Raw genomic sequence first — 24,931 nt, 5'->3', positions numbered from 1 at the left:
CACCGATCCACACCTGGCGCAGGTGAAAAACTCCGCGCTAGTCCAGATGGTCCGTTACGCTCAAGGGTCTTACGATTGCGGATCGATCTGTAGCCGATAGGTCACCCCGTGTAGCGAAGTGAACTGGTCAGCTAATAGAGTCCGCGCATGACCATCGCGCCTTCGCTTTGCTCGCCCCTAGCGCTCGCCGATGCAGAACCCACTCGCGCCGCCGAACCCTGGGAAAGCGACGTGCTGACGGCCTACGGGCTGCTGCGAGAAGCAGCAGCTGAGCTGGATCACCTGATGCGCCATTCTCTGAAGCGCAGTGGACTGCAAATGGCAATGTTCGAACTGTTGCTGCGGCTTGCCCGCAGCCACGGGGAGAAGCAGCGTTTGACCTCCCTTGCCCGGGAGTTGACCGTCACCACCGGCGGCATCACCCGGTTGGTGGACCGAGCCGAGAACCTCGGCCTGGTCCGCCGGGAGCCCTGTCCCGACGACGCCCGCGGCTCGTTCGCCGTCCTGACCGAGGAGGGGAAGCGGCGGTTGCGCGAAGCACTGCCGGACCACCTGCTCGAGATCGACAGCCTCTGGATGTCCCAGTTGGCCGACGAACGGGACCTCGTCCTCGGCAGGCTCCGCAGGGTCCGGGACAACGCCCGCCGCTGGCCCAACGGCCGTCCGGGGCTCGGGCCCATTACCCCTGACCGCATCTGAACAAGCATTACCCGCGACTAACGAATGGAGCGCCCGGCTGGTACCGGGCGCTTCGTCGCGCAATGGTTGAGAAGTGAAGCAACAAGCTGACCCAAAGGCCCTCGGCGGAACCAGGTGGCGCGGAGCCGTCGGCGGCGTACTCGCGGCTCTCGCCGGACTCGCTGTCGGCAGCGTGGCGGCCGGGATCCTCGGCACCCCGCAGACGCCGGTGGTGGCGATCGGGTCGGCGTTCATCGACCGGGTGCCGCCGTGGCTCAAGGACCTCGCGATCTCCTGGTTCGGCACCCACGACAAGACCGCGCTCCGGGGCGGCATCCTGATCGTCGTGGCGGCTCTCGCCGCGGTCGGCGGGATGCTCGCCGTACGGCGCTACTGGGCCGGCGCTCTGATCGTCGTCGGGCTGAGCGTCGTGGCGGTCGCCGCGGCCCTGACCCGCGCGGACTCCGGGCAGACCGGATTCCTGCCGTCGGCGCTCGCCGGGGTCACCGCGCTCATCATCCTGCGCCTGTTCAGCCAACGACTCGAACCACTCCTGGATCATCCCGACGACGGCGTCAGCCGCCGCGGGTTCCTGCAGCTGTCGGGCGGGGTCGCGCTCGGGTCGGCGGCGCTCGGTCTGCTCGGCAAGGTCGTCGGCGGGAACCGGGCCGCGGTCGCCGACGCCCGCAAGCAGCTCCAGCTTCCGCAGCCGCCGTCCCTCACCCCGCCGGCCGGCGTCCAGGCCGACGGCGCGGTGCCGTGGGCCACGCCGAACGACGAGTTCTACCGCATCGACACCGCACTCTCCGTGCCGCAGATCGTGCCCGCGGACTGGAAGTTGCGGATCCACGGCATGGTCGACCGCGAGATCACGCTGACGTTCGACGATCTGCTGAAGCGCGACGTCATGCACAAGTGGGTGACGCTCACGTGTGTCAGCAACGAGGTAGGCGGCGACCTGATCGGAAACGCCATGTGGTCCGGCGTACTGCTGAAGGATCTGCTCGAGGAGGCCGGACCGTCCAAGGACGCGGACGCGATCCAGTCGAGGTCGAAGGACGGGTTCACCGCCGGTACGCCGCTCCCGACGCTGCTCGACGACCGGCAGGCGATGCTCGCGTACGCGATGAACGGGCAGCCGCTGCCGGTCGAGCACGGGTTCCCGGTGCGCATCGTCGTACCCGGGCTGTACGGCTACGTGTCGGCGACGAAGTGGCTGGTCGACATCGAGGTGACGCGGTTCGACCAGTTCGAGGGGTACTGGACGCCGCGCGGGTGGTCGGAGCTCGGACCGATCAAGTTGTCGTCGCGGATCGACGTACCCGGCGGCAAGAAGCTGGACCCGGGGCCGGTGACGGTGGCCGGGGTGGCGTGGGACCAGCACGTCGGGGTGTCGAAGGTCGAGGTCCGCGTCGATGGTGGCCAATGGCAACAAGCGACGCTGGCGACGGACGCGTCGATCGACACCTGGCGACAGTGGCACTGGACCTGGGACGCGCCGCGCGGCAACCACGTCCTGCAGGTCCGGGCGACCGACGACAACGGCAACGCGCAGATCGAGTCCTCGGCGCCGCCGGCCCCGAACGGCTCGACCGGGCTGCACACCGTCAGCGTGAAGGTCGGCTGACCGCTTCCAGGACCATCGGCAGGAAGGTGTGCTCGAGCTCGCCGGCCGGGACCTTGCGCGGCTCGAGGAGACTCTGCGAGCGGGCACCTTCGTGCACGGCGATGACGAGGCGGACGAACTGCTCGGCCGGGACGCTCAAGGTGATGCCGCTGGTCTCGGTGATCTGCTCGACCAGCTTCGTCAGGCTGTCGCGGAACATCGCTCGTTGCGTGTTCAGCGCCCGCGCCGCCTCCGGGTCGCGGAGCGCGTGCAGTGTGAACTCGGTCGAGATCAAATGCCACTGCCGCCGGTCCGGCGCGGTCTCGTCGAGTAGGCCCAGCACGGCGTCCAGGAGGGTGCCGGGCTGATTCGCCAGCTCGGGGAGCAGCGCCTCGATCTGCTCGAGGATGCCGTCGGTCGTGGCCTGGAACAGCGCCAGGACCAACTCGTCCTTGGAGCCGAAGTTCGAGTAGAAGGCGCCGCGGGTGAAGCCGGCCCGCTCGCAGATGTCCTCGACCGACGCGCCGTGGAACCCACGCTCGGCGAACACCTCCAGCGCACCTTCGAGCAGGCGGGCCCGGGTGTTGGAGCGACGTCGCTTGGGCGTTTCCATACGGATAGGATACAGTTCTGGATTGAATACACAACCGTATTGAATCGGGGACGCAGGATGGAGCTCCAGGCCACCAGGATCAGCGTGCAGGGTCCGCACGCGACGATGCTGCACGCCACGTCGGTGTCGGTCGCAGATCATGAGGTGGTGCTCCTGACCGGGTATCCGGGCGCTGGGCACGTTGCGGTGTCTCTGGGGCTGTCCGGTCGCCTCAAGCCGGACACGGGGACGGTGCGGTTCGACGGTCTGGCTGACGCGACCGTACTTCGGCGCCGGGTCGCTGTGGTCGACACACCGGGCATTACCGAGCCTGACGACGCCCTGCCGGTCCAGACGGTTGTGGGTGAGGAGTTGGCGATAGCCGGCCGCAAGGCGGGGCGGAAGGCCGTTCTGAAGTGGCTGGACGAGCATGACGCCGCGGAGCATGCCGGCAAGCGGTTCGAGCACCTGCCCGTCGCCGTACGGACCAGACTGCTCGCGGAGCTCACCGTGGCGCGTCCCGACGTACAGGTGGTCATTCTGACCATGCCGGACCGACATGGTGGTGATCCGCACGGCTGGTACGAGCTGGGGCGCGGTTTGGCGGCGCAGGGGTACGGCGTGATCATCACCTGCGCTGACGCGTCGGCGCGGCTGCTGGATGTGAAGGCGGCGCAGCTGGGCGAGACAGACCAGCCGGACCCGGTGCAGGTCACTGCGGTGGCCCCGGTGGAGCCGGTTGTACCGATTGATGAAGTTGAGGAGACGGACGAGTGACCGCGCTGCGGATGGCCTTGAGTGAGTTGCGGCGTCTGACTGCTGGGCGGCTGCCCAAGCTGGCCGTGGTCGCGTTGCTGCTGGTCCCGGTGCTGTACGGCGGCCTGTACCTGTATGCGAACCACGATCCGTACGGCCGGTTGGACAAGATCCCGACCGCGGTCGTCGTCGAGGACGCAGGTACGACGCTGGCGACCGGCGAGAAGCTCAACGTCGGCCCGGAGGTCGCTGCGGAGCTGGTGAAGTCGAGGAGCTTCGGCTGGCACCAGGTGGACCGCGCGGACGCGACCTCTGGGGTCTCGGACGGGAAGTACGAGTTCGCGCTGGTGCTGCCGAAGTCGTTCTCGTCCGATCTCGCGTCGAGTGCGGAGTTCACGCCGCGGCAGGCGCAGCTGGAACTGCTGACCAATGACGCGAACAACTACATCGCGCACACGATCGCCAACCAGGTTGTTGCACAGGTGACGAAGACGGTGGCGTCACAGGTCAGCGAGACGGCGGCGTCGCAACTGCTGGCCGGGTACAACACCATTCACAAGGAGGTGAGCTCGGCCGCTGCTGGTGCTGCGCAGCTGCAGAGTGGGCTGACGTCTGCGGCCGCTGGGGTCGGGAAGTTGCAGACCGGTGCTACGCAGCTCAACACTGCGCAGAAGCAGCTGTCCGCTGGTGCGACTCAGCTGGCGACCGGTGCTACGCAGGCGTCGCAGGGTGCAACTTCGCTGGCCAATGGTGCATCCAAGCTGGACGGCGGCCTCGGCACGTTGCAGCGGAAGACGGCGTCGCTGCCGAAGCAGACGAAGACGTTGGCCGCCGGTGCGGATCAGGTTGCCGACGGCAACGAGAAGATCGCCGGCACCGGGCGGCAGGTTGCGACTGCGTCCAGCACGTTGGTCAAGGACCTTTCGACGTTCGACACCACCCTCGCTGCCCGGTTGAAGGCGCAGGGCTTCAGTCAGCACCAGATCCGCGAGGTCTTGCTGGAGACGGCCAAGCTGCGCGCTCCCGTCGTACGCGCGAACACCAAGATCCAGTCGACATCCAAGCAACTCAACCAGCTCGCTGCGGGCGCGCGGAAGGTGTCGAACGGCGCTGCGGCGCTGGCGGATGCGACACCGGCGTTGACGAAGGGGATCAGGACAGCGGCGGATGGGGCCGATCAGCTCAACAGTGGTGCTACTCGGCTGAAGACCGGGCTCGGCAGCCTGCAGACCGGGGCGCAGCAGCTCGCCGCTGGGGAGAAGCAGGCTGTGGTGGGCCAGGGGCAGCTGCTGACCGGCGTGAACGGTCTTGCGACCGGCGTGGGCCAGCTGAAGACGGGTGCCACGCAGCTGAACACCGGGCTGGCCAGCGGGGTCAAGCAGATCCCTAACCCGTCTGCGGACCAGCGCAAGGCGGTCGGCCAGACATTGGGCGCACCAGTCACCCTGCAGAACGTCTCGCAGGCCACGGCCGACAGCTACGGCGCCGGTCTGGCGCCGTTCTTCCTCAGTCTCGCGTGCTGGATCGGCGCGTACGTGCTGTTCCTGCTCGTCCGGCCGCTGTCACCGCGAGCGCTCGCGGCGCTGCAGTCGCCGTTCCGCGTCGCCCTCGGTGGTTGGTTGCCTCCGGCCCTTTTCGGCGCGATCCAGGCGACGCTGGTATTCGTCGCGGTGGTCCTCGGGCTGGGCATCCACGCCGCGCATCCCTGGTTGACGGTCGGCTTCCTGATCCTGACGTCGTTCACCTTCGTCGCGATCCTGCACGCGCTGTCGGCCTGGTTCGGCGCGGTGGGCAAGTTCCTCGGCCTGGTGCTGATGGTCGTCCAGCTGGTCAGCGCCGGCGGTACCTTCCCCTGGCAGACCATCCCGGCGCCGCTGTACTTCTTCCACCACACCCTCCCGATGAGCTACGCCATCGACGGCGTACGCCACCTCATGTACGGCGGTCCCGGCACATCCCTCGGCCGTGACCTCCTCGCGCTGGGAGCCTGGTTCGCCGTGGGGCTCGCCGCGTCATCCCTGGCGGCGCGAAAGCAACGCGTCTGGCCCGCCAAGAAACTCCAACCGGAACTGGTGCTTTAGGACATGGAAAACCTGGTTCGTACCGCGGGAGAACGCGAGGCCCTGGAGGCCTTCCTGGACTCACACCGCGAGGTCACCGCCGACAAACTCCGCGGCCTCTCCGAGGCGGACGCACGCCGCCGGCTGGTACCGTCCGCGACCACACCGATCGGCCTGGTCAAACACCTCACCGGCGTCGAACGCAACTGGTTCCACCACATCCTCGCCGGCCGCCCACGCGAGGAGATCCCCGGCGAGTCCCGCGGCGGCGACGAGAGCTGGCAGGTTGCCGACACCGAAACCGTCGATGCGATCCTCACCGCCTTCGAGGAGACCTGCGCCGAGTCCCGCCGAATCACCACCCACCTGTCGCCCGACCACCAGGTCCCCCACCCCGCCGGCGGCCGGGTCTCCCTCCGCTGGATCTACCTCCATCTGATCCGAGAACACGCCCGCCACAACGGCCACGCCGACATCCTCCGAGAACAAATCGACGGAACCACCGGCGCCTAACTTGCCGCAGGCAACGGCCTGCGGGCGTGGCGGGTCGCCAGAGGAGGCCCGCCTCTCGGCCGACTACATGTTTACGAAGGTGGCCGTGTCGGTGAGGAGTTTGTTGGTGGTGGGTTGGTCGAAGAAGGTGATGAGGGCTTCGTACGTGCCGGCTTCGGCGGCGGAGGGGTCTACCACGTAGCCGTAGTAGCCGTCGGTGTAGCCGATCACTCGGGTTATGGGGTGGGTGCTGTCGTGCTGGAGGCAGGCGCCGTGGACGGCAAAGAGTTCTACCGGGAGGTTGATCCAGCAGACGTCGCCCATGGTGACGGCGCTGACGGGGAGGTCGAGCGCTGGGGGAAGCGTGGCGGCGGCCATCAGGGCTTGGCCGCGGGCGCCGTCGAGGCGGGTCTGGGAGATGCGGCCGGAGGGGTCGTCGATGCCTGCCTCGGTGGTTCCGCGGGGTCCTGAGGCGGTCACCACCTTCTCGACGGCGCTGACGAGCTTCTCGGACTCGTCGGCCGGTGGGATGTTCCGGACGGGCAGGGTCAACGTCGTACGGCGGATGACGGGCGCGGACTGCGGCAGCTCCAGCCCGGGCGCGGCGAGCGCCTCCCGGACGCGCGACGCGAGCAACCCACCGAGCCGCGTGACCTCGCCTGCCCCCCGGCCCTGGCGGGTGAAGCGGGGGCTGACGTCCCCGGCGGCGCCTTGGAGGAAGCCGACGACCGCGGGGGCCAGCGCGGCGCGGGCGGCGCCGGGCCAGTCGGCGGAGTACTGCATGTTCTCGGGGCCGTACGTCGTCGGGTGGCAGGCGAAGTCCAGCAACACCGCCTCGAGCGAACCGGACCGCGAATGCAGCGCCAGGATGCCCGCCGTGTTGTCATGCGGTCCGTTGCGCCGATGCCGGTTGGTGCCGACGCCGATCACCTCGACCGAACGCCACGACGCCGTCACCGGCTGCCGCTCCAGCTGCGCCGAGCGCACCGAGGAGACCAGCGCGTCGACGAGATCCCGCTCCCGCGCGGCCGGAATGACCGGATGGATCTCGCCGGTCCACCCGGACGGTCCGGAGTGGGTGTGCGAGGCGGACACGACGACATGCGACGGCGGTATGCCGGCCGCGGCGCCGGCGGCGAGAGCGAGCTCGTGCGACAGCGCCGAGCCGGCCGCGATCGCGTCGAGCGTGAGCCACAGCACACCCGGGTCGTCCTCGGTCGACAGCCAGATCAGGGTGGCCCGCAGCGGGTCCGCCGTACCGGTGGAAACGCCCAGGCGAGCGGCGTACCCATCGAGTCGATGACCCGGCGGCGGGGTGACATCGAGGGACGTCGCGGCCAACAGGAGTTCGGTCACTTCAACGCTCCAGCTGTCATACCGGCACTGATCTGACGATGGAAGCCAAGATAAACGGCCAACACCGGAATTATCGAGATGGTCAGTCCGGCGAACAGTCCGGAGAAATCGCTGTGGTACCCCTGGGTCACCGCGATGTTAGCCAAGCCTTGGGTAACCAGGTACCGCTTCTCGTCGGTGTTCAGCACCAACGGCAGCAGGTACTCGTTCCACATCCCGAGGAACTGGAAGATCCCGATACTCACCAACCCGGGCCGCGCCAGCGGCAGCATGATCCGGAACAGCACACCCCAATGAGTACACCCGTCGACAAGCGCCGCCTCGGCCAGCTCCTTCGACTGCGTCCTGAAGAAAGCCGTCAGGAAGAACACCGAGAACGACATCCCGTGCGCCGCGTACACCAGGATCAGCCCGAGGTAGGAGTTCATCAGCCCGAGGTTCTGGACGACGAAGAACAACGGCACCAGCGCCAGGAACCCCGGAAACACCATTCCCGCCACGAACACGTAGTACAGCACCCGCGATCCCGGGAACTCGAACCGCGCGAGCACGTACGCGACCGCCGACGACAGCAGCAACGTCAGTACGACGCCGCCGCACACCACGATCACGCTGTTGAAGAAGTACGTGCCGATGTGCGACTCGTTCCACGCCCGGGAGAAGTTGTCCCACCGCCATCGCGACGGCAGGCTCCACGGGCTCGTGAAGATGTCCTGGTCGGACTTGAACGAGCTGAGCACCGCCCACAGCAGCGGGAACAGCACCATCGCGCCCCACACCAGCAGGAACCCCTGCGACACCCCGCCGAGCACCCGCGACCCGATCGCGACCCGGGCCGGCTCCGCGGACCGTACGGCGGAAGAGGTCAACGCAACCACAACGACCTCCTCAGTACTCGACCCGCTCGCGGCGGGTCAGCCGGAACGTCAGCAGCGTCAAAATCATGTTGATCAAGAACAGCGTGACCCCGATCGCGGATGCGTAACCGAACTTCCCGTACGTGAACGCGTTCGTGTACATGTACAGCGAGATGACCTGCGTCGCGTCGTCCGGCCCACCCGGTCCGACCGAAAGGATCTTCACCAGCGCGAACATGTCGAGCGCCCCGATCACCAGGAAGGCGAGCGCGGTCTGCACCGTGTTCCAGATCAACGGCAGCGTCACCCGCCAGAACGACTGCAGAGCGCCGGCACCGTCGAGCAGCGCCGCCTCGTACAGCTCCCGCGGGATCGCGGCCATCGCCGCCGTGAACAGGACGACGTAGAACCCGACACCGCCCCACACCACCACGGCCATGATCGAGCCCAGCGCCGTACGGCCGTCTCCCAGCCACAGGCGCGCCAGCCCGTCCAGCCCGACCGCGCGCAGGAACCCGTTCAGCAGCCCGTTCCGCGGCTCGAAGACGAACTGCCACAGCACGCCGACGATCGCGATCGACAGTACGCCGGGGAAGAAGTACACGACCTTGTAGATCCGCGACCCCGGTACGCCGCCCTGGTAGTTCAGCGCCGCCGAGAAGAACAGCGACAACGTGACGATGATGATCGGCAGCGACACCAGCAGGAACAGGTTGTGCCGCAGCGCTACCCAGAACACCGAGTCGTGGAACAGCGTCACGAAGTTCCCGAAGCCGATGTAGTGGTAGTCCGCGGACAGCCCCTCCCAGTTCGTGAACGCGATCGGGAAGGCCTGCACGTACGGCGACACCACGAACACCGCGTACACCAGGAGCGGGACCGCCAGCAGGCTGACGATGAACCGGTACTTGCCGTGGTGCATCAGACGTGGAACTTCTTGATCGACGGGTCCTTCGCGGTTTCGTCGGCGTACTTCTGCATCTGCTTGCTCCACCCGTCCGGCGTGAGCTCGCGGTTCATCAGCGCGGCCATCGCCTTGTCCGAGTTGTCGAGCAGCTTCTTGTACCAGAGCCGCCACGACCAGTCCGCGAACATGTTCGTCCCGGCCGCCTCGATCACCGCCTGCATCGACTTGTTCGCCGAGGACAGCTCGACGCCGTCGGTGGCGCCCTTCACGACGGTCAGCGACTTGGTCACCTTGGTGAAGTTCTGCATGCACTTCTTCGACACGATGATCCGCAGCAGCTCGAGCCCGCCCTGCGGGTTCTTCGCCTTGGCCGGCACGATCAGCGCGCCGCCGGGGCCACCGGTGACCGTCTCGTACGGCGCCTTGTCCGCCGCGGACATACCCGGCACCGGGACCATCGTCATCCCCAGGTCCTTCGGCGCGATGTCGCCGAGCTCGTTCTCGAGCCAGCCGCCGCACGGGATGAAGACCGCCTTGCCCTGCGCCCAGTACGTCTGCGACTGGGTGTGCGACAGCGCCTGCGAACCCTCCAGCAGGTAGCCCTTCGCGGCAAGCTCCTGGTAGCCCTCGGCGGCCGCGATCAGCGCGGGATCGCGCCACGCGTCCGGCTCGAGGTTGTCGACCTTCTTCCGCAGGTCCGGCCCTGCCGCCTTGTACGCCGTCATCAGCATCGGGTTGGTCAGGTACCCGGGGAACTTGCCCTGGTACGTCCACGGCGCGATCCCGGTCTTCTTGATCTCGGCGCAGAGCGCGAGCATCTCGTCCCAGTACTTCGGGTACGTCCAGCCGTGCTTGTCGAGCATCGGCTTGCTGTACCAGATGCCGCCGACTCCGAAGACGTACGGCATCTCGTACTTCACGCCGTCGTACCGTCCGGCCTCGGCGACGCCCGGGAGGAGTGTGTCGCGGACCTTCACGCCGGGCTGGTCGTAGGCGTCCATGTCGAGCAGCGCGCCGATGTCCATGACCTGCTTCTGCGCGGCCAGGGTGGCGCCGTCGAGGCCGACGTTCTCGATCAGGTCGGGCGGGTTGCCCTGGATGAACCGCGGTTGCAGCTGCTGCTGGAGTTGCTGGCCGCTGGTGAGCTTCACGTCCGCGTCCGGGAACTCCTTGCGGTACAGATCCAGCGGCATGGTGGTCCATTCCTTGCCGTAGCCGCCGTCGAAGTTGAAGAACTCCAGCGGCTTGGTGCCGTCCACAGAGCTCCCGGACGCCGCTGCGGTCTTGTCGGCGACCGGCTTCGCACACGAGGCGAGCGTGGCAACGGCGGAGCCGGCCAGGGCGGCACGGAGCAGGGTACGGCGGTCGACCTCGATCATGATGGGCGTCCTCTCATGGCGTTGGCCAGGGGGCCTCCCGGCCTGGACTGAGGAGCGCAGGGAGCGAAGCGACCGGAGCGACGAGGGAAGGCCGGGAGTTACAGCCCCCTGGCCCGCCGCGCCGGAGGCGTGGCATCCAGCACTGCTGCGTCATGGATACGCCTGGCGGACTGTCGTGCGGAAGGGGATTCGACCCCGGTCGACAAGATGGACTAGACCACTGGAGTGGGTCTATGCGGCCGGAATCGCGCCGGCCAGGCGGGCGGTGATGTCCATCGGATTCGTGATCGCGTGACCGACCACGACGGCGTACGCGCCCGCATCGCAGACGGCACGGACGTCTGCCGGCGTACGGATCCTGCCCTCGGCAACGATCGGGCAGTCCAGCTTGGCCGCGAGCTGCCGGACCAGTTCGACGTCAGGTCCGGTCGGCGTACGGCCATTGGTATAGCCCGACAGCGTGGTGGCGACGATCTCCGCGCCCGCTTCCCGGGCTGCGAGGCCGGCGTCGAGGCTGTCGACATCAGCCATCACGGGTACCCCGAGCTCGGCTCGGATCCGGGCGATCTGCTGCTCCAGCCGCTGCCCGTCGGGCCGCGGCCGGACGGTGCCGTCGAGCGCGACCAGGTCCGCTCCGGCAGCGACGACGCCCGCCGCGGACTCGTATGTCGGGGTGATGAAGACACCGGCCGGATCGCCGAGTTTGTGCAGCCCGATGATCGGCAGGTCGGTCACGGCGCGGATCGCGGCGATGTCCTCGGGTCCGTTGGCCCGGATCGCACCCGCCCCGCCCGCCTCGGCGGCCCGCGCCATCAACGCCATCGCGGCCGGTCCGTGGATCGGGTTCTCGGGGCCTGCCTGGCAGGACACCACGAGGGTGCCGGGGGCAATGGTTCTCATCGACGGTGCGTCACAATCAGGTCGGCGTACGTTCCGGCTGGTCCGGTGGCGAGGCGTTCGGCGCCGTCGAGCGAGTTGCCGGCCGCCGGGGTGAGCTGGGCGCGCGGCGGGAGAGCGTCGCGGACCGGGGCCAGCAGTTGCTCACCGGCGCCGTTGAAGAGCCCGCCGACGCAGGCGACCGGGACGGGTCCTTCGCCGGCCAGTTGCGCGACCGCGGCGCCGATCGTCTCGGCGATGTCCTCGGCGGCGCGGACGACGAGCTCGTGCGCGACCGGATCGCCTTCGGCCGCACATCGCAGTACCTCGGGAGCGAACCGGGCCACGTCGTCCACCAGGGTCGAGGAGCGGTAGAGCGTAACGGGGTCGAGCGCGGTGTCCGCGAGCTTGGTGACCGGACCGCGGCCGTCACGAGCACGTTGTACGGCGACGAGGCCGGCGCGGCCGATCGCGAACGCACTGCCGGCATCGCCGAACAGGTACCCGTGGCCGTCGAGCTTGCGCCAGGTGCCGTCGCGGTCGACCGCCAGACAGACCAGCCCGGTGCCGGCAGCAACCACCACGCCGTACCCCTCGAGCAAGGCGCCGGCGTGCGCCGTGACCATGTCCTGCGTCAGTCGGACCTCGTCGGCGTTCAGCAGCTCGCCGACATCCTGCGCGAACTTGCCGGCGGCACCAGGAGCCTGTGGATAACCCGTCAGACCGAGGGCAACGATCTCGACGCGTCCCGTCACCTCGGCCTCGGCTGCGGCGCTGCCGATCGCCTCGAGCATCCGCTGAAGCGCATCCGGTCCGTGCGTGTAGCCGGGTCCTTCGCCGGTGCGGCCGGACGGGAGAACACGGAGTCGCAGGGCGGACTGACCGCCGTCGATCGCAATGCGGGTCATGCGGTGATCCAGTGTGAGTAGTCCTGCCACGGAAGGTGCCAGCGGTTCACCTTGCGGGTACGGCGGTCCTGGCCGGCGGTGTCGTTCGCCACCAGGCGGACAGAGCCGAGCGTCTCGTCGTACATCACGGCGGGTGAGCCGGTGAAGTGCAGCGTACCTACAGGTTCCCACGGGGTGTGACCGCCGCGTACGTCGATCATCGAGCAGTGGTGGATGCGGCGATCGGCGCCGAGCACGTAGACCTCGATCGCGTCGGCGCCGGGGTTGAACGCGACGACCGGATCGTCGGCCGGCTCGAGGTCGCCGACCTGTCGCCAACGCCCTTGGCCGACGCGGTCGTCGAGGTAGGTGTGGTGCAGGTGGTTGTCGGCGCCACGGACGTAGATCTCGTAGGAGTTCGCGGGGTCGTTGCGGGCCCAGACCGGTTCGCCCGCGGCCAGCAGGTCCCCGAGGACAGCGCACACCCCGCCTTGGACGCGGATGATGCGTCCGTCCTCACGACGGTGGAAGGTAGGCGGCGCGGGTTCCCGCGCGAGGATGGATTCGAACTCTGCGCGGACAGCTGCGACCGGTCCGGGGTTGGCTCGTGGTTGCGGGAAGAAGGTGCCGCCTCGGAGGTACTGCATGGCCGCGATCAGGGTAGGGGCCACGGACCAGCCGGTTTCTACGCAGTACGGCCCCCAGCCGATGTCGGCGTTCGAGCCGTAGTACTCCCAGGCGTCGAAGTCGAAGGCGCGCTGCCAGGTGCCGTGGAGTTGTTCGTCCGCCGGGTCGTCGATCTGGATCCGGCCCAGGTAGTCGAGGACTCCGTGGGCGAGCTCCGCGAAGATCGGCTCGCCGGTGATCTGATGGACGATCGGCAGCGCCCACGCCGCGAACGGAGTGCCGTAGAGCTGGTCTGTCACCGGATCGCCGTTCGCCTGGAAGATCGACGCCTCGTCCACGCCGTACGCCTCGTTGCTCGGCGGGCACTTCCCGTCCCACTCCGCGAACCCGCCGTCCGGACCCTGGCGACTCTTCAGATACTCGGCGAGGGACAGCAATGTCTTCAAATACAGGGGTTTGCGCGTGTAGAAGTACCCGCCGGCGAGCGGCAGGAGGAACCGCCCGGCCTCACACGTGCGGCTCGTCTCCAACCGGGCCCGCGGGTGATGCGACGCCATGTGGTCCAGTCCGCGCTCGGCGATCTCGAGGTACGACGGTTCGCCCGTCACGCCGTACGCGTAGAGGTACGCGCACAGCGCAGAGCTCTGCCAGTGCGACGTGAGGTCGAGACCGTCCTCGATCGGGCTGCGGCCGAACTCGTCCCAGCCCTTCACCATCAGCGTCGACGGGGTGCGCCACGGGTCGACCTGGAGACCGAGCTCGGTGTTCGCGGTCCGGATCAGGGACTCGACGCCGCGCAGGCCGGGCTCGGTCTCGCCGGAGATCAGCGCGAACAGGGCGATCCAGCCGCCGTCGTCCGCGAACAGGTTGTTGGTCGCGGTCAGGTCGGTACGGGCCCCGCGTGGTTCGAACGCGCCGTACAGCGGGTTGCGGTCGGTGAGCTGCTCCTCCTCGACGACGTGGCGCATGAGGTTGGCGGCGATCGTCCGGCCGCGCGGGTCGCCGGCGAGGTCGGCGTACATCCGGAATGCGTGCGCCGTCTGCGTGTAGCAATCCCCGCGGGGCACCGGACGGAACGGCAGCTTCCCGTCGAACCCGACCTCGTTGGAGAACCCTTCGGCCACACCCTTCGAGCCGTCCGGCGCGTCGTAGAACATCCCGGCCCGGTCGAACCAGGAGATCCCTCGGTCAACCATCCTTCGGTAGCGCTCGGCGCGGGGTCCGACGGTGACGGTCGTGGTGTGATCGCCGACGGCGAACGTGTGTTCGCCGTCGGGCAGCACCGTTGGCCTGGACTCGTACCGTCCGGGTTGGGCTTCCAGCAACTGCAGGTCTGCGGTGGGTGGTTTGTCGGCTGACCGGACGACGAGCTTCACCGGCTCGCCCGAGGCGACCCACACGCGCGGCTCGGTGAAGAGCTCGATATCGGGCGGTGCGTCCGTCCGGGTGAGTTCCGCGACGATCAGCTCGATCAGGCGGGTCCAGCGGCGGGCAGGCTTGTAGCGGCCCTTCACGTGATGACTGAGTGCGGTGGTTGCGTAGAGCAAACGCCCGGCGCCGGCCGGGATGTCGAGGAGCGCGGGGAACGTGTGGTCCGGGGGACCGAAGACCGCCTTGTGCGTGCCTGCCACCGAGCCGTAGGTCAGCAGCTCGATCGCATCCGCCGGTTTGGCGACCTCCTGCGCGCGGGACAAGTGCTCGTCCAGGATGCTGAGCGGCTCCATCCCACCCAGTCCCTCGCGCGTGAAGATCCGCTCGATGTGCGCGTCCCGCACCTCGCCCGCGGGCAGGAACCCGTCGCCGAGCGCGAACTCGACGTACGCCGACCCGCCATCCCGCACGTACGACGCCAACCGGGTCGTGTCGATCCACGACGGCTCCGGATACCGCCCCGCGAGCACGATCACCGCGCGGTACGACGCGAGGTCGGCGGGCAGATCGTCGTACCGGTCGGCTTGCTCGAGGGCGGCGGCGAACGCGGCCGCCGGGCCCGGTGGACCGATCAGCGCGACAGACGATGCAGGCACCGGTTCACTGTTGCCGACGAATCGCGGCCGGTAAAGCACCCCGGGTAGACCACTCGCCATAGGGTCGACGGCTACGGGTGACTTCAACCGAGGGGTACTGGTACCAGACCGAGCCGCACGCGCCCTTCCCGACGCTGCCGGACAAGGACTACCTCGAGGTCGTCTAGTCCTCGATGTTCGACATGACGTGCTTGATACGGGTGTAGTCCTCGAGGCCGTACATCGACAGGTCCTTGCCGTAGCCGGAGTGCTTGAAGCCGCCGTGCGGCATCTCGGCGACGATCGGGATGTGGGTGTTGATCCACACGCAGCCGAAGTCGAGGCGGCGGCTCATCCGCATCGCGCGGGCGTGGTCGCGGGTGAACACGGACGACGCGAGGCCGTACTCGACGCCGTTCGCCCATCGCAGCGCCTCGTCCTCGTCGGTGAAACGCTGCACGGTGATGACGGGACCGAAGATCTCCTGCTGGATCGCGTCGTCGTTCTGCTGGAGACCTGACACGACGGTCGGCGCGTAGAAGTAGCCGCGCTCACCGACGATGGCGCCGCCGGTCCGGACGGCCGCGTGGTCGGGCAGGCCGCGGACGAACCCGTCGACCCGGTGCAACTGCGCCTCGTTGTTCAACGCGCCGTACGCCGCCTCCGGGTCGTCCGGCGCGCCGGTGTGCGTGTGGTTGGCCCGGTCGGTCAGCGCGTCGACGAAGTCGTCATGGATCCGCGGACCGGCCAGCACGCGCGTCGCCGCCGTACAGTCCTGACCAGCGTTGAAGTACCCGGCGTCCGCGATCGCCTGCGCCGCCTTCTCCAGGTCCGCGTCGTCGAAGACCACGACCGGCGCCTTGCCGCCCAGCTCGAGATGGGTCCGCTTCAGCTTCCGCGCCGCCGACGACGCGACCTCCATCCCGGCACGCACCGACCCGGTGATCGCGACCAGCTGCGGTACGTCGTGATCGACCAGCGCGCGCCCGGTGTCGCGATCGCCGCACACCACGTTGAGCACGCCCGGCGGCAGGAACTCCTGCGCCACCTCGGCCAGCAGCACCGTCGACATCGGCGTCGTGTCGCTCGGCTTGAGTACCACGGTGTTCCCGGCCGCGAGCGCCGGCGCGATCTTCCAGACCGCCATCATCAGCGGGTAGTTCCAGGGCGTCACCTGCCCGACCACGCCGATCGGCTCGCGCCGTACCCAGGACGTGTGGCCGACCATGTACTCACCCGCCGACCGCCCTTCCAGGAGGCGGGCCGCGCCCGCGAAGAACCGGAGCTGGTCGACGCACGGCGGGATCTCGTCGGTCACCGTGATCGCCAGCGGCTTGCCCGTATTGCGGCTCTCCACCGCGACGAACTCGTCCGCCCGCCGCTCCATCGCGTCCGCGATCCGCAGCAGCGCCAGCTGCCGCTCGGCCGGCGTCGTGTCCCGCCAGCTCTCGAACGCCCGCGCCGCCGCGTTCATCGCCTGGTCGACGTCCTCACGACCGGACAACGGCGCCCGCGCGTACGCCGTACCGGTGGCCGGCGCGATCACGTCGTACGTCGCGCCGCTGAGCGCACCCGCCGGCTTGCCGTCGACGATATTGGTGATGGTGTCCATGACGGTTCCTATCTGTTCGATTCGAACACGCACTCGCCCTCGATGTACGTCGCCCGCACCTGGGCTGCCGCAATCTCGTCCGGCAGACCGGTGAACGGGTCGCGGTCGAGGACGACCAGGTCCGCGAGCGCGCCCGGCTGGATCCGGCCGGTGTCGTCGGCGTGGTTCAGCCACGCGCTGGTTCTGGTGTACGCCGTGAGCGCGGTCGCGAGGTCGAGCGCCTGCTCGGGGAAGAACTGCTCGGCCGTGGACTCGTCGCGCCGGTTGACCGCGACGTGGATCGCGGCGAGCGGATCCGGGCTCGACACGGGCCAGTCCGACCCGGCGGCGAGTCGCGCGCCCGACCTGGCCAGCGCGCCGAACGGGTACTGCCACGCCGTCCGCTCCGGCCCGAGGTACGGCACGGTGAGGTCGACCATTTGCTGGTCGTACATCGCCCAGAGCGCCTGCATGTTCGCGGTCACGTTGAGCTGCGCGAAGCGTGCGATGTCGTCCGGATGGACCACCTGCAGGTGCGCGATGTGGTGCCGGCGATCGGTGTCGCCGTTGCGCTGCCGCGCCTGTTCGAACGCGTCGAGGGCTTCGCGGACGGCGCGGTCGCCGATCGCGTGCACGTGGACCTGGAACCCGGCCGCGTCGAGCCGGGTGATGCTGTCGCACAGCTCGACCGGATCGACGAACGACAGGCCGGCGTTCGCGGTACGGCAGCCGCAGCCGTCGAAGTACGGCTCGAGCATCCCGGCGGTGAAGTTCTCCGCGACACCGTCCTGCATGATCTTCACGGTCCCGGTCCGAAACCGGGAGTGGTCTACCGCGTTTCGGCGTACGACGAGGTCCGGGATCTGTTCGGCGCCGCGATCGCGCTGCCACCAGAGCGCGCCGTTGACGCGGGCGGTGAGGCGACCGGCGTTGGCGACCTCGAGGTACGCATCGGTCGCGTCGGGCATGTTCGCGTAGTCGCCGAGGATGGCGTCCTGCCAGCCGGTGACGCCGAGCGAGTGCAGGTACGCCTGTGCGTCTTCGAGCGCCGCGACGAGTTCGGCAGGCGTGGTCGGCGGGACGTGCCGCGCGACGAGGTCCATCGCGCCCTCGTGCAGGGTGCCCGTCGGGGTGCCGTCCGGTCCGCGTTCGATCCGGCCGTCGGGCGGGTCCGGCGTACTCCGGTCGATGCCGGCGTTTGCCAGTGCTTTCGAGTTGACCCAGGCGCCGTGGTGGTCGGCGTTCACGAGGAAGGCAGGCCTGTCGCCGGTGACTGCGTCGAGGTCGGTCGCTCGCGGTGCGGCGCCGGGGAAGTCGGGCTGGTGCCAGCCGCCGCCGAGGATCCAGGGGACGTCGGGATGCTGCGCGGCGTACCGCTGGATCGTCTCCTGGTACGCCGGGAGGCCGTGCGCCGGGGCGAGATCGCAGCGGCCGCGCTCGAGCCCGCCCTGCACCGGGTGGATGTGCGCGTCGACGAATCCGGGCAGCAGGAGCCCGCCCTGGAGATCGACGACCTGGGTCTTTGCCGTCCGCTCGCCGACCGCGATCCGGCCGTCGCGGACGCCGACGCTCAGCCCCGGTCGGTACGACGTCCCGTCGAAGACGGCGCCGTTCACGAACAAGGTGTCCACGAGGCTCCCTGCGGATTCCGCATTGGATGCGGTCTGAGACTGCTGACATCGACAGACTAACGGCTCTTGTGGAACGAAATCACTTGCTTGGATGCGCTTTTCCAGGCACGATGGCGGGACCGGCCAGCCTGGAGGAGAGGGAAGCCCTATGCCGTCCGAAACGCCCGACTTCGCCCACCTGCAGCAGTCGGCGCGAGACCACCTGTGGATGCATTTCACCCGGCTGTCGAGCTACCAGTCCGGCGAGGTGCCGGTGATCGTGCGCGGCGATGGTGTGTACATCTACGACGCTCGCGGCAAGCGATACCTGGACGGCCTCGCGGGCCTGTTCGTCAACCAGCTCGGTCACGGCCGGACGGAGCTCGCCGAGGCGGCTGCCAAGCAGGCGTCGGAGCTGGCGTTCTTCCCGCTGTGGTCGTACGCGCATCCCAAGTCGATCGAGCTGGCCGAGCGCGTCGCGTCGTACGCGCCCGGCGATCTGAACCGGGTGTTCTTCACCAGCGGCGGCGGCGAAGCGGTCGAGTCGGCGTGGAAGCTGGCCAAGCAGTACTTCAAGCTCACCGGCAAACCGGGCAAGCACAAGGTGATCAGCCGCGCGATCGCGTACCACGGTACGACGCAGGGGGCGCTGTCGATCACCGGACTGCCGGAGCTCAAGGAGCCGTTCGAGCCCCTCGTGCCGAGCACCTTCCGGGTGCCCAACACGAACATCTACCGCGCCCCGATCCACGGCGACGACCCGGAGGCCTTCGGCCGCTGGGCCGCCGACCAGATCGCGGTCGCGATCGAGAACGAAGGCGCGTCGACAGTCGCCGCCGTCTTCCTGGAACCGGTGCAGAACGCCGGTGGTTGCTTCCCGCCACCACCGGGGTACTTCGAACGCGTCCGCGAGATCTGCGACGAGTACGACGTACTGCTCGTCAGCGACGAGGTGATCTGCGCCTTCGGCCGGCTGGGCCACATGTTCGGAGCCGAGCGGTTCGGATACCAGCCGGACATCATTACGTGCGCGAAGGGCATCACGTCGGGCTACTCGCCGCTCGGCGCGATGATCGCGACGGACCGGCTGATCGAGCCGTTCCTGCACGGGGACACCACATTCGCCCATGGCTACACCTTCGGTGGCCATCCCGTTTCGGCCGCGGTCGCGCTGGCCAACCTGGACATCTTCGAGCGCGAAGGCATCAACGAGCACGTCCGGAGCCGGGAGGGGGACTTCCGGGCGACGCTCGAAAAGCTGCTCGACCTGCCCATGGTCGGCGACGTCCGCGGCGCGGGCTACTTCTACGGAATCGAGCTCGTCAAGGACAAGGCCACCAAGGAAACCTTCAACGACGAGGAATCCGAACGCCTACTCCGGGGCTTCCTCTCCAAGGCCCTCTTCGACGCCGGCCTCTACTGCCGAGCCGACGACCGAGGCGACCCCGTGATCCAACTCTCCCCACCCCTGATCTGCGACCAACCCCACTTCAACGAAATCGAGTCCATCCTCAGATCAGTCCTCAAAGAAGCCGAATCCCTCCTCTAGCCACCTCACGCCAGTCGCACCCTCAACCGAAATCCGTCGAGTCGTGGAGATTGGCCGCGCAAATCAGCCGATTCTCACGACTCGCGATGGGGAGCAACAGCCAATTGCCACGACTCGGCGGAGTCGCGGCGACGGCGTTCAGCATGGGCGGCCGAGGAAGGCGGCCAGGTGGTCGGCGGGGGATGCGGTCGGGGAAGGGGTGGTGGCGGGGCCGAAGATGGCTTCGCCGTCCGGGCCTCGGTAGGCGTCGACGATGTCCAGGTGGGCTTGGGTGAGGAGTTCGGCGGCCAGGTCGGGGTCCAGGTCGGTGGGGTGGTTGATGGCTCGGGCCAGGTCCCAGCCGTGGGTGAATTGGTCTCTGGTGAGCATGTTCAGGATGTCGGTGCCGGAGAACTCGCCGAACGGCAGCTGGATGGTCTGGTCCAGGACGCCGGGGGACTCGAAGGCTGCCAGTGCGATCTTGATGCTGTCGTCGTAGCCGGCCAGGAAGTCGCCGGACAGATGGTCCTCCTCGGTGTGCTCATATCCGCCGACGGCCGCCGCGCCCCAGCGGGCCGAGTTGATGAAGTGGTTGATCAGTGCGCGTACGTCCCACGACACACACGGGGTCCGGGCATCCAGGTGGTCCGCTTGCACTTCGGTCAGCACAGCGCGGGTGCTGGCGAAGGCTCGGCTCAGCTGCTGGGTCGCTGCAGAATCACTCTCCACCGTTCACATTCCTCTCTCGCAGTTGCCTTGTAGACCGGCGGCGATCGGAAAAGGAATCGGTGGGGCCGATCATCTGCCTCAGAAGTCGAAGCCCAGGCCGAGGCGGTCGAGGGTTCGGAGCCAGAGGTTTCGGTGGCCGGCGTGTTTGTCGGCTTGGTGCATGGACCAGCGGGTCAGGTGGATGCCGGCGGCGCGGAGGGGTTCGGGTGGGAAGGGGAGGGGGCGGTCACGGACCATCTGGAGGGTGGTGCGGGGAGTGGATTCGGCGTACAGGAGGTCGAGGATTACGTCGGCGCCGAAGCGGGTGGCAGCCACGCCCAGGCCGGTGTAGCCGAGGGCGTACGCCGTGTGGCCGGAGTGTGCCGTTCCGTAGAAGGCGCAGAATCTGGTGCTCGTGTCGATGACGCCGCCCCAGCGATGGGTGAAGTGCAGGCCCTCCAGTTGAGGGAACGTTTGGAAGAAGTGCCGGGCAAGCATCGTGTGGATGGAGTTCCGCTGCTCCAGGGACGGGTCGATGCGGCTGCCGAAGTAGTACAGCGGCAGGTAGCCGCCCCAGAGGATGCGGTTGTCCCGGGTGAGGCGGTAGTAGTGGAAGAGGTTGGAGGCGTCGCCGACACCCTGCCGGCGGTGCCAGCCGATCGACGCCATCTGTGCGGCAGACAGCGGCTCGGTGACCAGGACAAGGTCGTAGACCGGGACGGTGTAGAGCCGCAACCGGCGCAACAGCGAGGGGAAGGCGTTCGTCGCCAGTGCGATCCGGTCGGCTCGGACAGAACCGGTTGCCGTGTGCACCGACCTTGAGTGGAGCCGGGTGACAGCGCTGTGTTCATGGATGCGTACGCCGTGGTCGAGGCAGGCCTGTCGTAGTCCCCAAGCCAATCGCGCCGGCTCGACCAGCGCAGTACTGGAAGGGTCGAACAATGCGCCCAGGTAGGTCGGTGAGTTGACCTCTGCTCGTGCCGCTTCTTGATCCAGGAAGACAGCATCAGAGCGCTCAGCGGCTTCAGCAGATAACTCCTCGACGTGATGTGGAGCCGTGGCGACGGTGAGTTCGCCCGTGGCCTGCCAGTCGCAGTCGATGCCGTAGCGGGCGATCGTGGACTCGATCCCCTTCCAGTTCTCCAGCCCGAGGCGTTCCAGCGTAGAGATCTCCGACGGCCAGCGAGCCAGCCCGTTGGCGTATCCGTGGGTGAGGCTCGCGTCGCAGAAGCCGCCGTTGCGCCCGCTGGCAGCCGAGCCACAAAGGTCACCCTCGAGCAGTACGACGTCCAGCGACGGGTGCCGCTCCTTCGCCCGCAATGCCGTCCACAGACCCGTGTAGCCGCCCCCGACCACCGCGAGATCAGCCGTCAACGGCCCGAGCAAGGCAGGCAGCGGTTCCGGAGCCGACTTGTCCTCGAGCCAGAAGACTCGCGGTTCGGCCTCGGCGAGAGCTGCCAGTTTCATCGGGTACGCCGGCGTCGGGCCAGCTCACCACCCAGGACGAGGACGAGCGCCAGCAGGAACATCGCCGTACCGACGACGTTGATCTGCGGCGGGATGTCACGCTGCGCCGACCCCCACACGAACATCGGGAACGTCACCGTCGTGCCGGCGTTCAGGTTCGTGATGATGAAGTCGTCGAACGACAACGAGAAGCTCAGCAGCGCCGCGGCCAGGATGCCGGGGAACACCAACGGGAACGTGATCCGCCAGAACGTCTGCCACTCGTTGGCGTACAGATCCATCGCCGCCTGTTCCAGCCGCGAATCCATCCCGGTCAGTCGCGCCTTCACCGTCACGACCACGAACGACAGGCAGAACATCACGTGCGCGATCAGCACCGTCCAGAACCCGAGCTTGCCGCCGAAGCCGCTCGACACGAACAGAGCGAGCAGCGACGAGCCGAGCACGATCTCGGGCGAGGCCATCGGCAGGAAGATGAACAGGTTCGTGGCGGACCGCCCGCGGAACCGGTGCCGCACCATCGCGAAGGCCATCAACGTCCCGAGCGCCGTCGCGATCACCGTTGCCAGCAGCCCGATCCGCAACGACGTGCTGACCGCGTCGCACAGTCCGTACGGCCGGCACGGATGCTGCCAGTTCTGCCAGGTGAACCCGTCGAACGTGTACGACAGCTTGCTCTTCGGCTCGTTGAAGGACATCAGCATCACGACGACGATCGGCGCGAAGAGATAGAGCAGCACGAGCAGCGCAACGACCAGGATCAACCGCTGGCGGACCCACCGACCGACGCGCGTCATAGCAGCTCCTCCGTCCCGGCCCGCCGTACGTAGACCAGCACGAGCACGACGATGGCCGCCATCAACGTCACCGACAACGCCGCCGCCGTCGGATACGCGCCCGCCGAGAACAGTCGCTGGATGTCGTTGCCGATCATCCGCTGCCTCGGCGTACCCAGGAGTTGCGCGTTGATGTAGTCGCCGGCCGCCGGGATGAAGGTCAGCAGCGTGCCCGCGACCACGCCCGGCATCGACAACGGCAACGTCACCGTCCGGAACGTCGTGAACGGATTGGCGAACAGGTCACCACCCGCCTCGATCAGCCGTGGATCGATGCGCTCGAGCGACGCGTACAGCGGCAGCACCATGAACGGCAGGAAGTTGTACGTCAGGCCGGTCACCACCGCGGTCGTTGTCGCCAGCAACCGTCCGTCCGGGCCGAGGATGTGCAGCCACTTCAGGGCGTCGACGACGAACCCGTTGTCCGACAGCAGCAGCTTCCACGACAGCGTCCGGATCAGGAAGCTGGTGAAGAACGGCGCGATCACCAGTGCGAGCATCAGGTTCTTCCAGCGGCCGGCTTTCATCGCGATCGCGTACGCCAGCGGATACCCGAGCAGCAGACAGAACACCGTCGTCAGCAACGAGTACCACAACGACCGGCCGAAGGGCCGGGCATAGTCGGCCATCGTGTCGGCGAAGTTCTGGAAGTGCCAGGTCATCTTGAACCCGGACTCGATCGACCCGTTCGGGTCGTACAAGCTTGCCGCCAGCAACGAAACCAGCGGTACGACGAAGAACAGCAGCAGCCACAACCCGCCGGGCAGCAGCAACAGGTATCCCGTGAACCGCCGGCCGGAGCGCTCCACCTTCGCCGGCGGTGCGGCCGAAGCCGCCCCGAGCTGCCCGACCGCGCTCATCCGGCACCACCCGGATCGTCGATGTCCTCGACGCCGGCCCGGGCGTCCTGGTCGGCGTCGAGCACGAACGTGTGCGTCGGCAACCAGTGCAGGTCCACGGTCTCGCCGACGCCGAACGTGCCCCGCGCGCCGGTGTTCTGCTCGAAGATCGTCAGCTCCTGGTTCCACGGCAGCTTGACCAGGTACTGCGTGCTCACGCCGACGTAACTGACGTCCGTCACGACCGCGCCGCGCAACTGGTTCGACCCGTTGCTCTGCTCGGTCCCGGCCGCCGCGATGAACACCTTCTCGGGCCGGATCCCCATCCAGACATCGCCCTCGGTGACCCGGCAGCGGGGCAATGGCACGGTCACCTTGCGGCCGTGGACGTCGACCGTCACGTTCTCCTCGGCCTGTCCGATGATGGTGGCCCGGATCAGGTTCGACTGGCCGAGGAAGTTCGCCACGAAGGTCGTCGCGGGCAGGTCGTACAGCTCGGCCGGCGAACCCATCTGCTCGATCACGCCGCTGTTCATCACCGCGATGGTGTCGGCCATCGTCATGGCCTCTTCCTGGTCGTGGGTGACGTGCACGAACGTGATGCCGACCTCGGTCTGGATCCGCTTCAGCTCCAGCTGCATCTGCCGCCGCAGCTTCAGGTCCAGCGCGCCGAGCGGCTCGTCCAGCAGCAGCACCTGCGGCCGGTTGATCAGCGCCCGGGCCAGCGCGACCCGCTGCTGCTGACCGCCCGACAGCTGGGACGGCCGCCGTTTGCCGTACGTCGAGAGCTCGACCAGGCCGAGCATCTCCTCGACCTTCGGCTTGAAGTCCTTCACCCCGCGCCGCTTCAGCCCGAACGCGACATTCTCGAAGATGTCGAGGTGCGGGAACAGCGCATAGTTCTGGAAGACCGTGTTGACGGGCCGCTTGTACGGGCGCAGTCCGGTGATCTCCTGCTCGCCGAGCCGGATGCTGCCCGTGGTCGGCTCCTCGAGGCCGGCGATCATCCGCAGCGTCGTGGTCTTCCCGCAGCCGGACGGACCGAGCAGCGCGAAGAAGGACCCGGACGGGACCGTCAGGTCGAGGTTGTCGACCGCCCGCTGCCCGCTGAACTGCTTGCTGATTCCGTGGAGAACTAGGTCACTGGTCATGGGGCCTCCCGGCCTGGACTGAGGAGCGGAGGGAGCGCAGCGACCGGAGCGACGAGGGACGGCCGGGAGTTGCAGCCCCATGACCCGCTGCGCCGGAGGCGCGGCCATGACACGGTCATCTA

21 protein-coding genes are annotated in these 24,931 nt (G+C 68.1%); 6 read left to right on the top strand and 15 right to left on the bottom strand.

The features are described from left to right. Window positions 1–147: 147 nt before the first annotated feature. Complete coding sequence (locus ACIA58_RS07360; protein ID WP_233714825.1) at window positions 148–699, top strand: MarR family winged helix-turn-helix transcriptional regulator; 552 nt, start codon at window positions 148–150, stop codon at window positions 697–699. 73 nt (window positions 700–772) lie between these two features. After that, on the top strand, window positions 773–2,305 hold the full coding sequence (locus ACIA58_RS07355) for a molybdopterin-dependent oxidoreductase (protein ID WP_396402721.1): 1,533 nt from the start codon (window positions 773–775) through the stop codon (window positions 2,303–2,305). On the opposite strand, the gene ACIA58_RS07350 is transcribed toward ACIA58_RS07355, so the two are convergent. Further along, window positions 2,286–2,897 carry a TetR/AcrR family transcriptional regulator gene (locus ACIA58_RS07350; RefSeq protein WP_396402720.1) on the bottom strand — a complete coding sequence of 204 codons (612 nt, stop codon included), beginning with the start codon at window positions 2,895–2,897 and terminating at the stop codon, window positions 2,286–2,288. The two genes, ACIA58_RS07355 and ACIA58_RS07350, sit on opposite strands and share 20 nt — an antisense overlap. 57 nt (window positions 2,898–2,954) lie before the next feature. Between ACIA58_RS07350 and ACIA58_RS07345 the strand changes: the two genes are divergently transcribed. From ACIA58_RS07345 to ACIA58_RS07335, 3 genes are read left to right on the top strand one after another with little or no spacing between them, the layout of a single operon-like run. Further along, entirely contained in the window at window positions 2,955–3,653 is a 699-nt protein-coding gene (locus ACIA58_RS07345) for a hypothetical protein (protein ID WP_396402719.1), read from the top strand. Next, complete coding sequence (locus tag ACIA58_RS07340; RefSeq protein ID WP_396402718.1) at window positions 3,650–5,713, top strand: YhgE/Pip domain-containing protein; 2,064 nt, start codon at window positions 3,650–3,652, stop codon at window positions 5,711–5,713. The genes ACIA58_RS07345 and ACIA58_RS07340 overlap by 4 nt, the downstream gene beginning before the upstream one ends. Before the next feature lie 3 nt (window positions 5,714–5,716). After that, the gene (locus tag ACIA58_RS07335) at window positions 5,717–6,205 is read left to right on the top strand and encodes a DinB family protein (RefSeq protein WP_396402717.1); all 489 of its coding nucleotides are present in this window, start codon (window positions 5,717–5,719) and stop codon (window positions 6,203–6,205) included. 63 nt (window positions 6,206–6,268) lie between these two features. Here the strand turns inward: ACIA58_RS07335 and ACIA58_RS07330 are convergent, their stop codons facing one another. The 9 genes from ACIA58_RS07330 to ACIA58_RS07290 form a co-directional block, all read right to left on the bottom strand. After that, window positions 6,269–7,540, bottom strand: a complete 1,272-nt coding sequence (locus ACIA58_RS07330) for a hypothetical protein (protein WP_396402716.1) — start codon at window positions 7,538–7,540, stop codon at window positions 6,269–6,271. Continuing rightward, window positions 7,537–8,418: a carbohydrate ABC transporter permease gene (locus ACIA58_RS07325; protein WP_396402715.1), complete on the bottom strand. Its 882-nt coding sequence runs from the start codon at window positions 8,416–8,418 to the stop codon at window positions 7,537–7,539. The genes ACIA58_RS07330 and ACIA58_RS07325 overlap by 4 nt, the downstream gene beginning before the upstream one ends. Before the next feature lie 10 nt (window positions 8,419–8,428). Next, window positions 8,429–9,319, bottom strand: coding sequence for a carbohydrate ABC transporter permease (locus ACIA58_RS07320; protein WP_396402714.1), 891 nt, complete (start codon window positions 9,317–9,319; stop codon window positions 8,429–8,431). Then, the gene (ngcE, locus tag ACIA58_RS07315) at window positions 9,319–10,683 is read right to left on the bottom strand and encodes an N-acetylglucosamine/diacetylchitobiose ABC transporter substrate-binding protein (protein WP_396402713.1); all 1,365 of its coding nucleotides are present in this window, start codon (window positions 10,681–10,683) and stop codon (window positions 9,319–9,321) included. Before ngcE ends, ACIA58_RS07320 begins: the two co-directional genes overlap by 1 nt. Before the next feature lie 231 nt (window positions 10,684–10,914). Continuing rightward, window positions 10,915–11,583: an N-acetylmannosamine-6-phosphate 2-epimerase gene (locus tag ACIA58_RS07310; RefSeq protein ID WP_396402712.1), complete on the bottom strand. Its 669-nt coding sequence runs from the start codon at window positions 11,581–11,583 to the stop codon at window positions 10,915–10,917. Further along, on the bottom strand, window positions 11,580–12,467 hold the full coding sequence (locus tag ACIA58_RS07305) for an N-acetylglucosamine kinase (RefSeq protein WP_396402711.1): 888 nt from the start codon (window positions 12,465–12,467) through the stop codon (window positions 11,580–11,582). The genes ACIA58_RS07310 and ACIA58_RS07305 overlap by 4 nt, the downstream gene beginning before the upstream one ends. Next, complete coding sequence (locus tag ACIA58_RS07300; protein WP_396402710.1) at window positions 12,464–15,100, bottom strand: hypothetical protein; 2,637 nt, start codon at window positions 15,098–15,100, stop codon at window positions 12,464–12,466. Before ACIA58_RS07300 ends, ACIA58_RS07305 begins: the two co-directional genes overlap by 4 nt. Window positions 15,101–15,263: 163 nt before the next feature. Next, complete coding sequence (locus ACIA58_RS07295) at window positions 15,264–16,691, bottom strand: gamma-aminobutyraldehyde dehydrogenase (protein ID WP_396402709.1); 1,428 nt, start codon at window positions 16,689–16,691, stop codon at window positions 15,264–15,266. A gap of 8 nt (window positions 16,692–16,699) precedes the next feature. Beyond that, entirely contained in the window at window positions 16,700–18,301 is a 1,602-nt protein-coding gene (locus ACIA58_RS07290; protein ID WP_396402708.1) for an amidohydrolase, read from the bottom strand. Window positions 18,302–18,449: 148 nt separating this feature from the next. On the opposite strand from ACIA58_RS07290, the gene ACIA58_RS07285 reads away from it, so the two are divergent. Beyond that, entirely contained in the window at window positions 18,450–19,829 is a 1,380-nt protein-coding gene (locus tag ACIA58_RS07285; protein ID WP_396402707.1) for an aspartate aminotransferase family protein, read from the top strand. Window positions 19,830–19,967: 138 nt separating this feature from the next. Here the strand turns inward: ACIA58_RS07285 and ACIA58_RS07280 are convergent, their stop codons facing one another. The 5 genes from ACIA58_RS07280 to ACIA58_RS07260 all read right to left on the bottom strand — a co-directional run bounded on the left by ACIA58_RS07280 (window position 19,968) and on the right by ACIA58_RS07260 (window position 24,809). Beyond that, window positions 19,968–20,537, bottom strand: coding sequence for a TIGR03086 family metal-binding protein (locus tag ACIA58_RS07280; RefSeq protein WP_396402706.1), 570 nt, complete (start codon window positions 20,535–20,537; stop codon window positions 19,968–19,970). Between the two features lie 78 nt (window positions 20,538–20,615). After that, window positions 20,616–21,983 carry an NAD(P)/FAD-dependent oxidoreductase gene (locus ACIA58_RS07275; protein ID WP_396402705.1) on the bottom strand — a complete coding sequence of 456 codons (1,368 nt, stop codon included), beginning with the start codon at window positions 21,981–21,983 and terminating at the stop codon, window positions 20,616–20,618. After that, entirely contained in the window at window positions 21,980–22,780 is an 801-nt protein-coding gene (locus tag ACIA58_RS07270; protein WP_396402704.1) for an ABC transporter permease, read from the bottom strand. Before ACIA58_RS07270 ends, ACIA58_RS07275 begins: the two co-directional genes overlap by 4 nt. After that, window positions 22,777–23,679 (bottom strand): ABC transporter permease, encoded by a 903-nt coding sequence (locus ACIA58_RS07265; protein WP_396402703.1) that lies wholly within the window; start codon window positions 23,677–23,679, stop codon window positions 22,777–22,779. Before ACIA58_RS07265 ends, ACIA58_RS07270 begins: the two co-directional genes overlap by 4 nt. After that, on the bottom strand, window positions 23,676–24,809 hold the full coding sequence (locus ACIA58_RS07260) for an ABC transporter ATP-binding protein (RefSeq protein ID WP_396402702.1): 1,134 nt from the start codon (window positions 24,807–24,809) through the stop codon (window positions 23,676–23,678). Before ACIA58_RS07260 ends, ACIA58_RS07265 begins: the two co-directional genes overlap by 4 nt. Between the last annotated feature and the right edge of the window lie 122 nt (window positions 24,810–24,931).

It is taken from the genome of Kribbella sp. NPDC051586 (assembly GCF_044453965.1).
GTDB lineage: Bacteria > Actinomycetota > Actinomycetes > Propionibacteriales > Kribbellaceae > Kribbella.
This window is presented reverse-complemented; position numbering and strand designations above follow the sequence as displayed.

What these genes read in the sequence shown, in the direction of transcription:
- ACIA58_RS07360 (WP_233714825.1), top strand. Translation starts at nt 148, where the DNA reads ATGACCATCGCGCCTTCGCTTTGCTCGCCCCTAGCGCTCGCCGATGCA.
- ACIA58_RS07350 (WP_396402720.1), bottom strand. Translation starts at nt 2,897, where the DNA reads ATGGAAACGCCCAAGCGACGTCGCTCCAACACCCGGGCCCGCCTGCTC.
- ACIA58_RS07345 (WP_396402719.1), top strand. Translation starts at nt 2,955, where the DNA reads ATGGAGCTCCAGGCCACCAGGATCAGCGTGCAGGGTCCGCACGCGACG.
- ACIA58_RS07335 (WP_396402717.1), top strand. Translation starts at nt 5,717, where the DNA reads ATGGAAAACCTGGTTCGTACCGCGGGAGAACGCGAGGCCCTGGAGGCC.
- ACIA58_RS07320 (WP_396402714.1), bottom strand. Translation starts at nt 9,319, where the DNA reads ATGCACCACGGCAAGTACCGGTTCATCGTCAGCCTGCTGGCGGTCCCG.
- ngcE (WP_396402713.1), bottom strand. Translation starts at nt 10,683, where the DNA reads ATGATCGAGGTCGACCGCCGTACCCTGCTCCGTGCCGCCCTGGCCGGC.
- ACIA58_RS07310 (WP_396402712.1), bottom strand. Translation starts at nt 11,583, where the DNA reads ATGAGAACCATTGCCCCCGGCACCCTCGTGGTGTCCTGCCAGGCAGGC.
- ACIA58_RS07305 (WP_396402711.1), bottom strand. Translation starts at nt 12,467, where the DNA reads ATGACCCGCATTGCGATCGACGGCGGTCAGTCCGCCCTGCGACTCCGT.
- ACIA58_RS07295 (WP_396402709.1), bottom strand. Translation starts at nt 16,691, where the DNA reads ATGGACACCATCACCAATATCGTCGACGGCAAGCCGGCGGGTGCGCTC.
- ACIA58_RS07285 (WP_396402707.1), top strand. Translation starts at nt 18,450, where the DNA reads ATGCCGTCCGAAACGCCCGACTTCGCCCACCTGCAGCAGTCGGCGCGA.
- ACIA58_RS07275 (WP_396402705.1), bottom strand. Translation starts at nt 21,983, where the DNA reads ATGAAACTGGCAGCTCTCGCCGAGGCCGAACCGCGAGTCTTCTGGCTC.
- ACIA58_RS07270 (WP_396402704.1), bottom strand. Translation starts at nt 22,780, where the DNA reads ATGACGCGCGTCGGTCGGTGGGTCCGCCAGCGGTTGATCCTGGTCGTT.
- ACIA58_RS07265 (WP_396402703.1), bottom strand. Translation starts at nt 23,679, where the DNA reads ATGAGCGCGGTCGGGCAGCTCGGGGCGGCTTCGGCCGCACCGCCGGCG.
- ACIA58_RS07260 (WP_396402702.1), bottom strand. Translation starts at nt 24,809, where the DNA reads ATGACCAGTGACCTAGTTCTCCACGGAATCAGCAAGCAGTTCAGCGGG.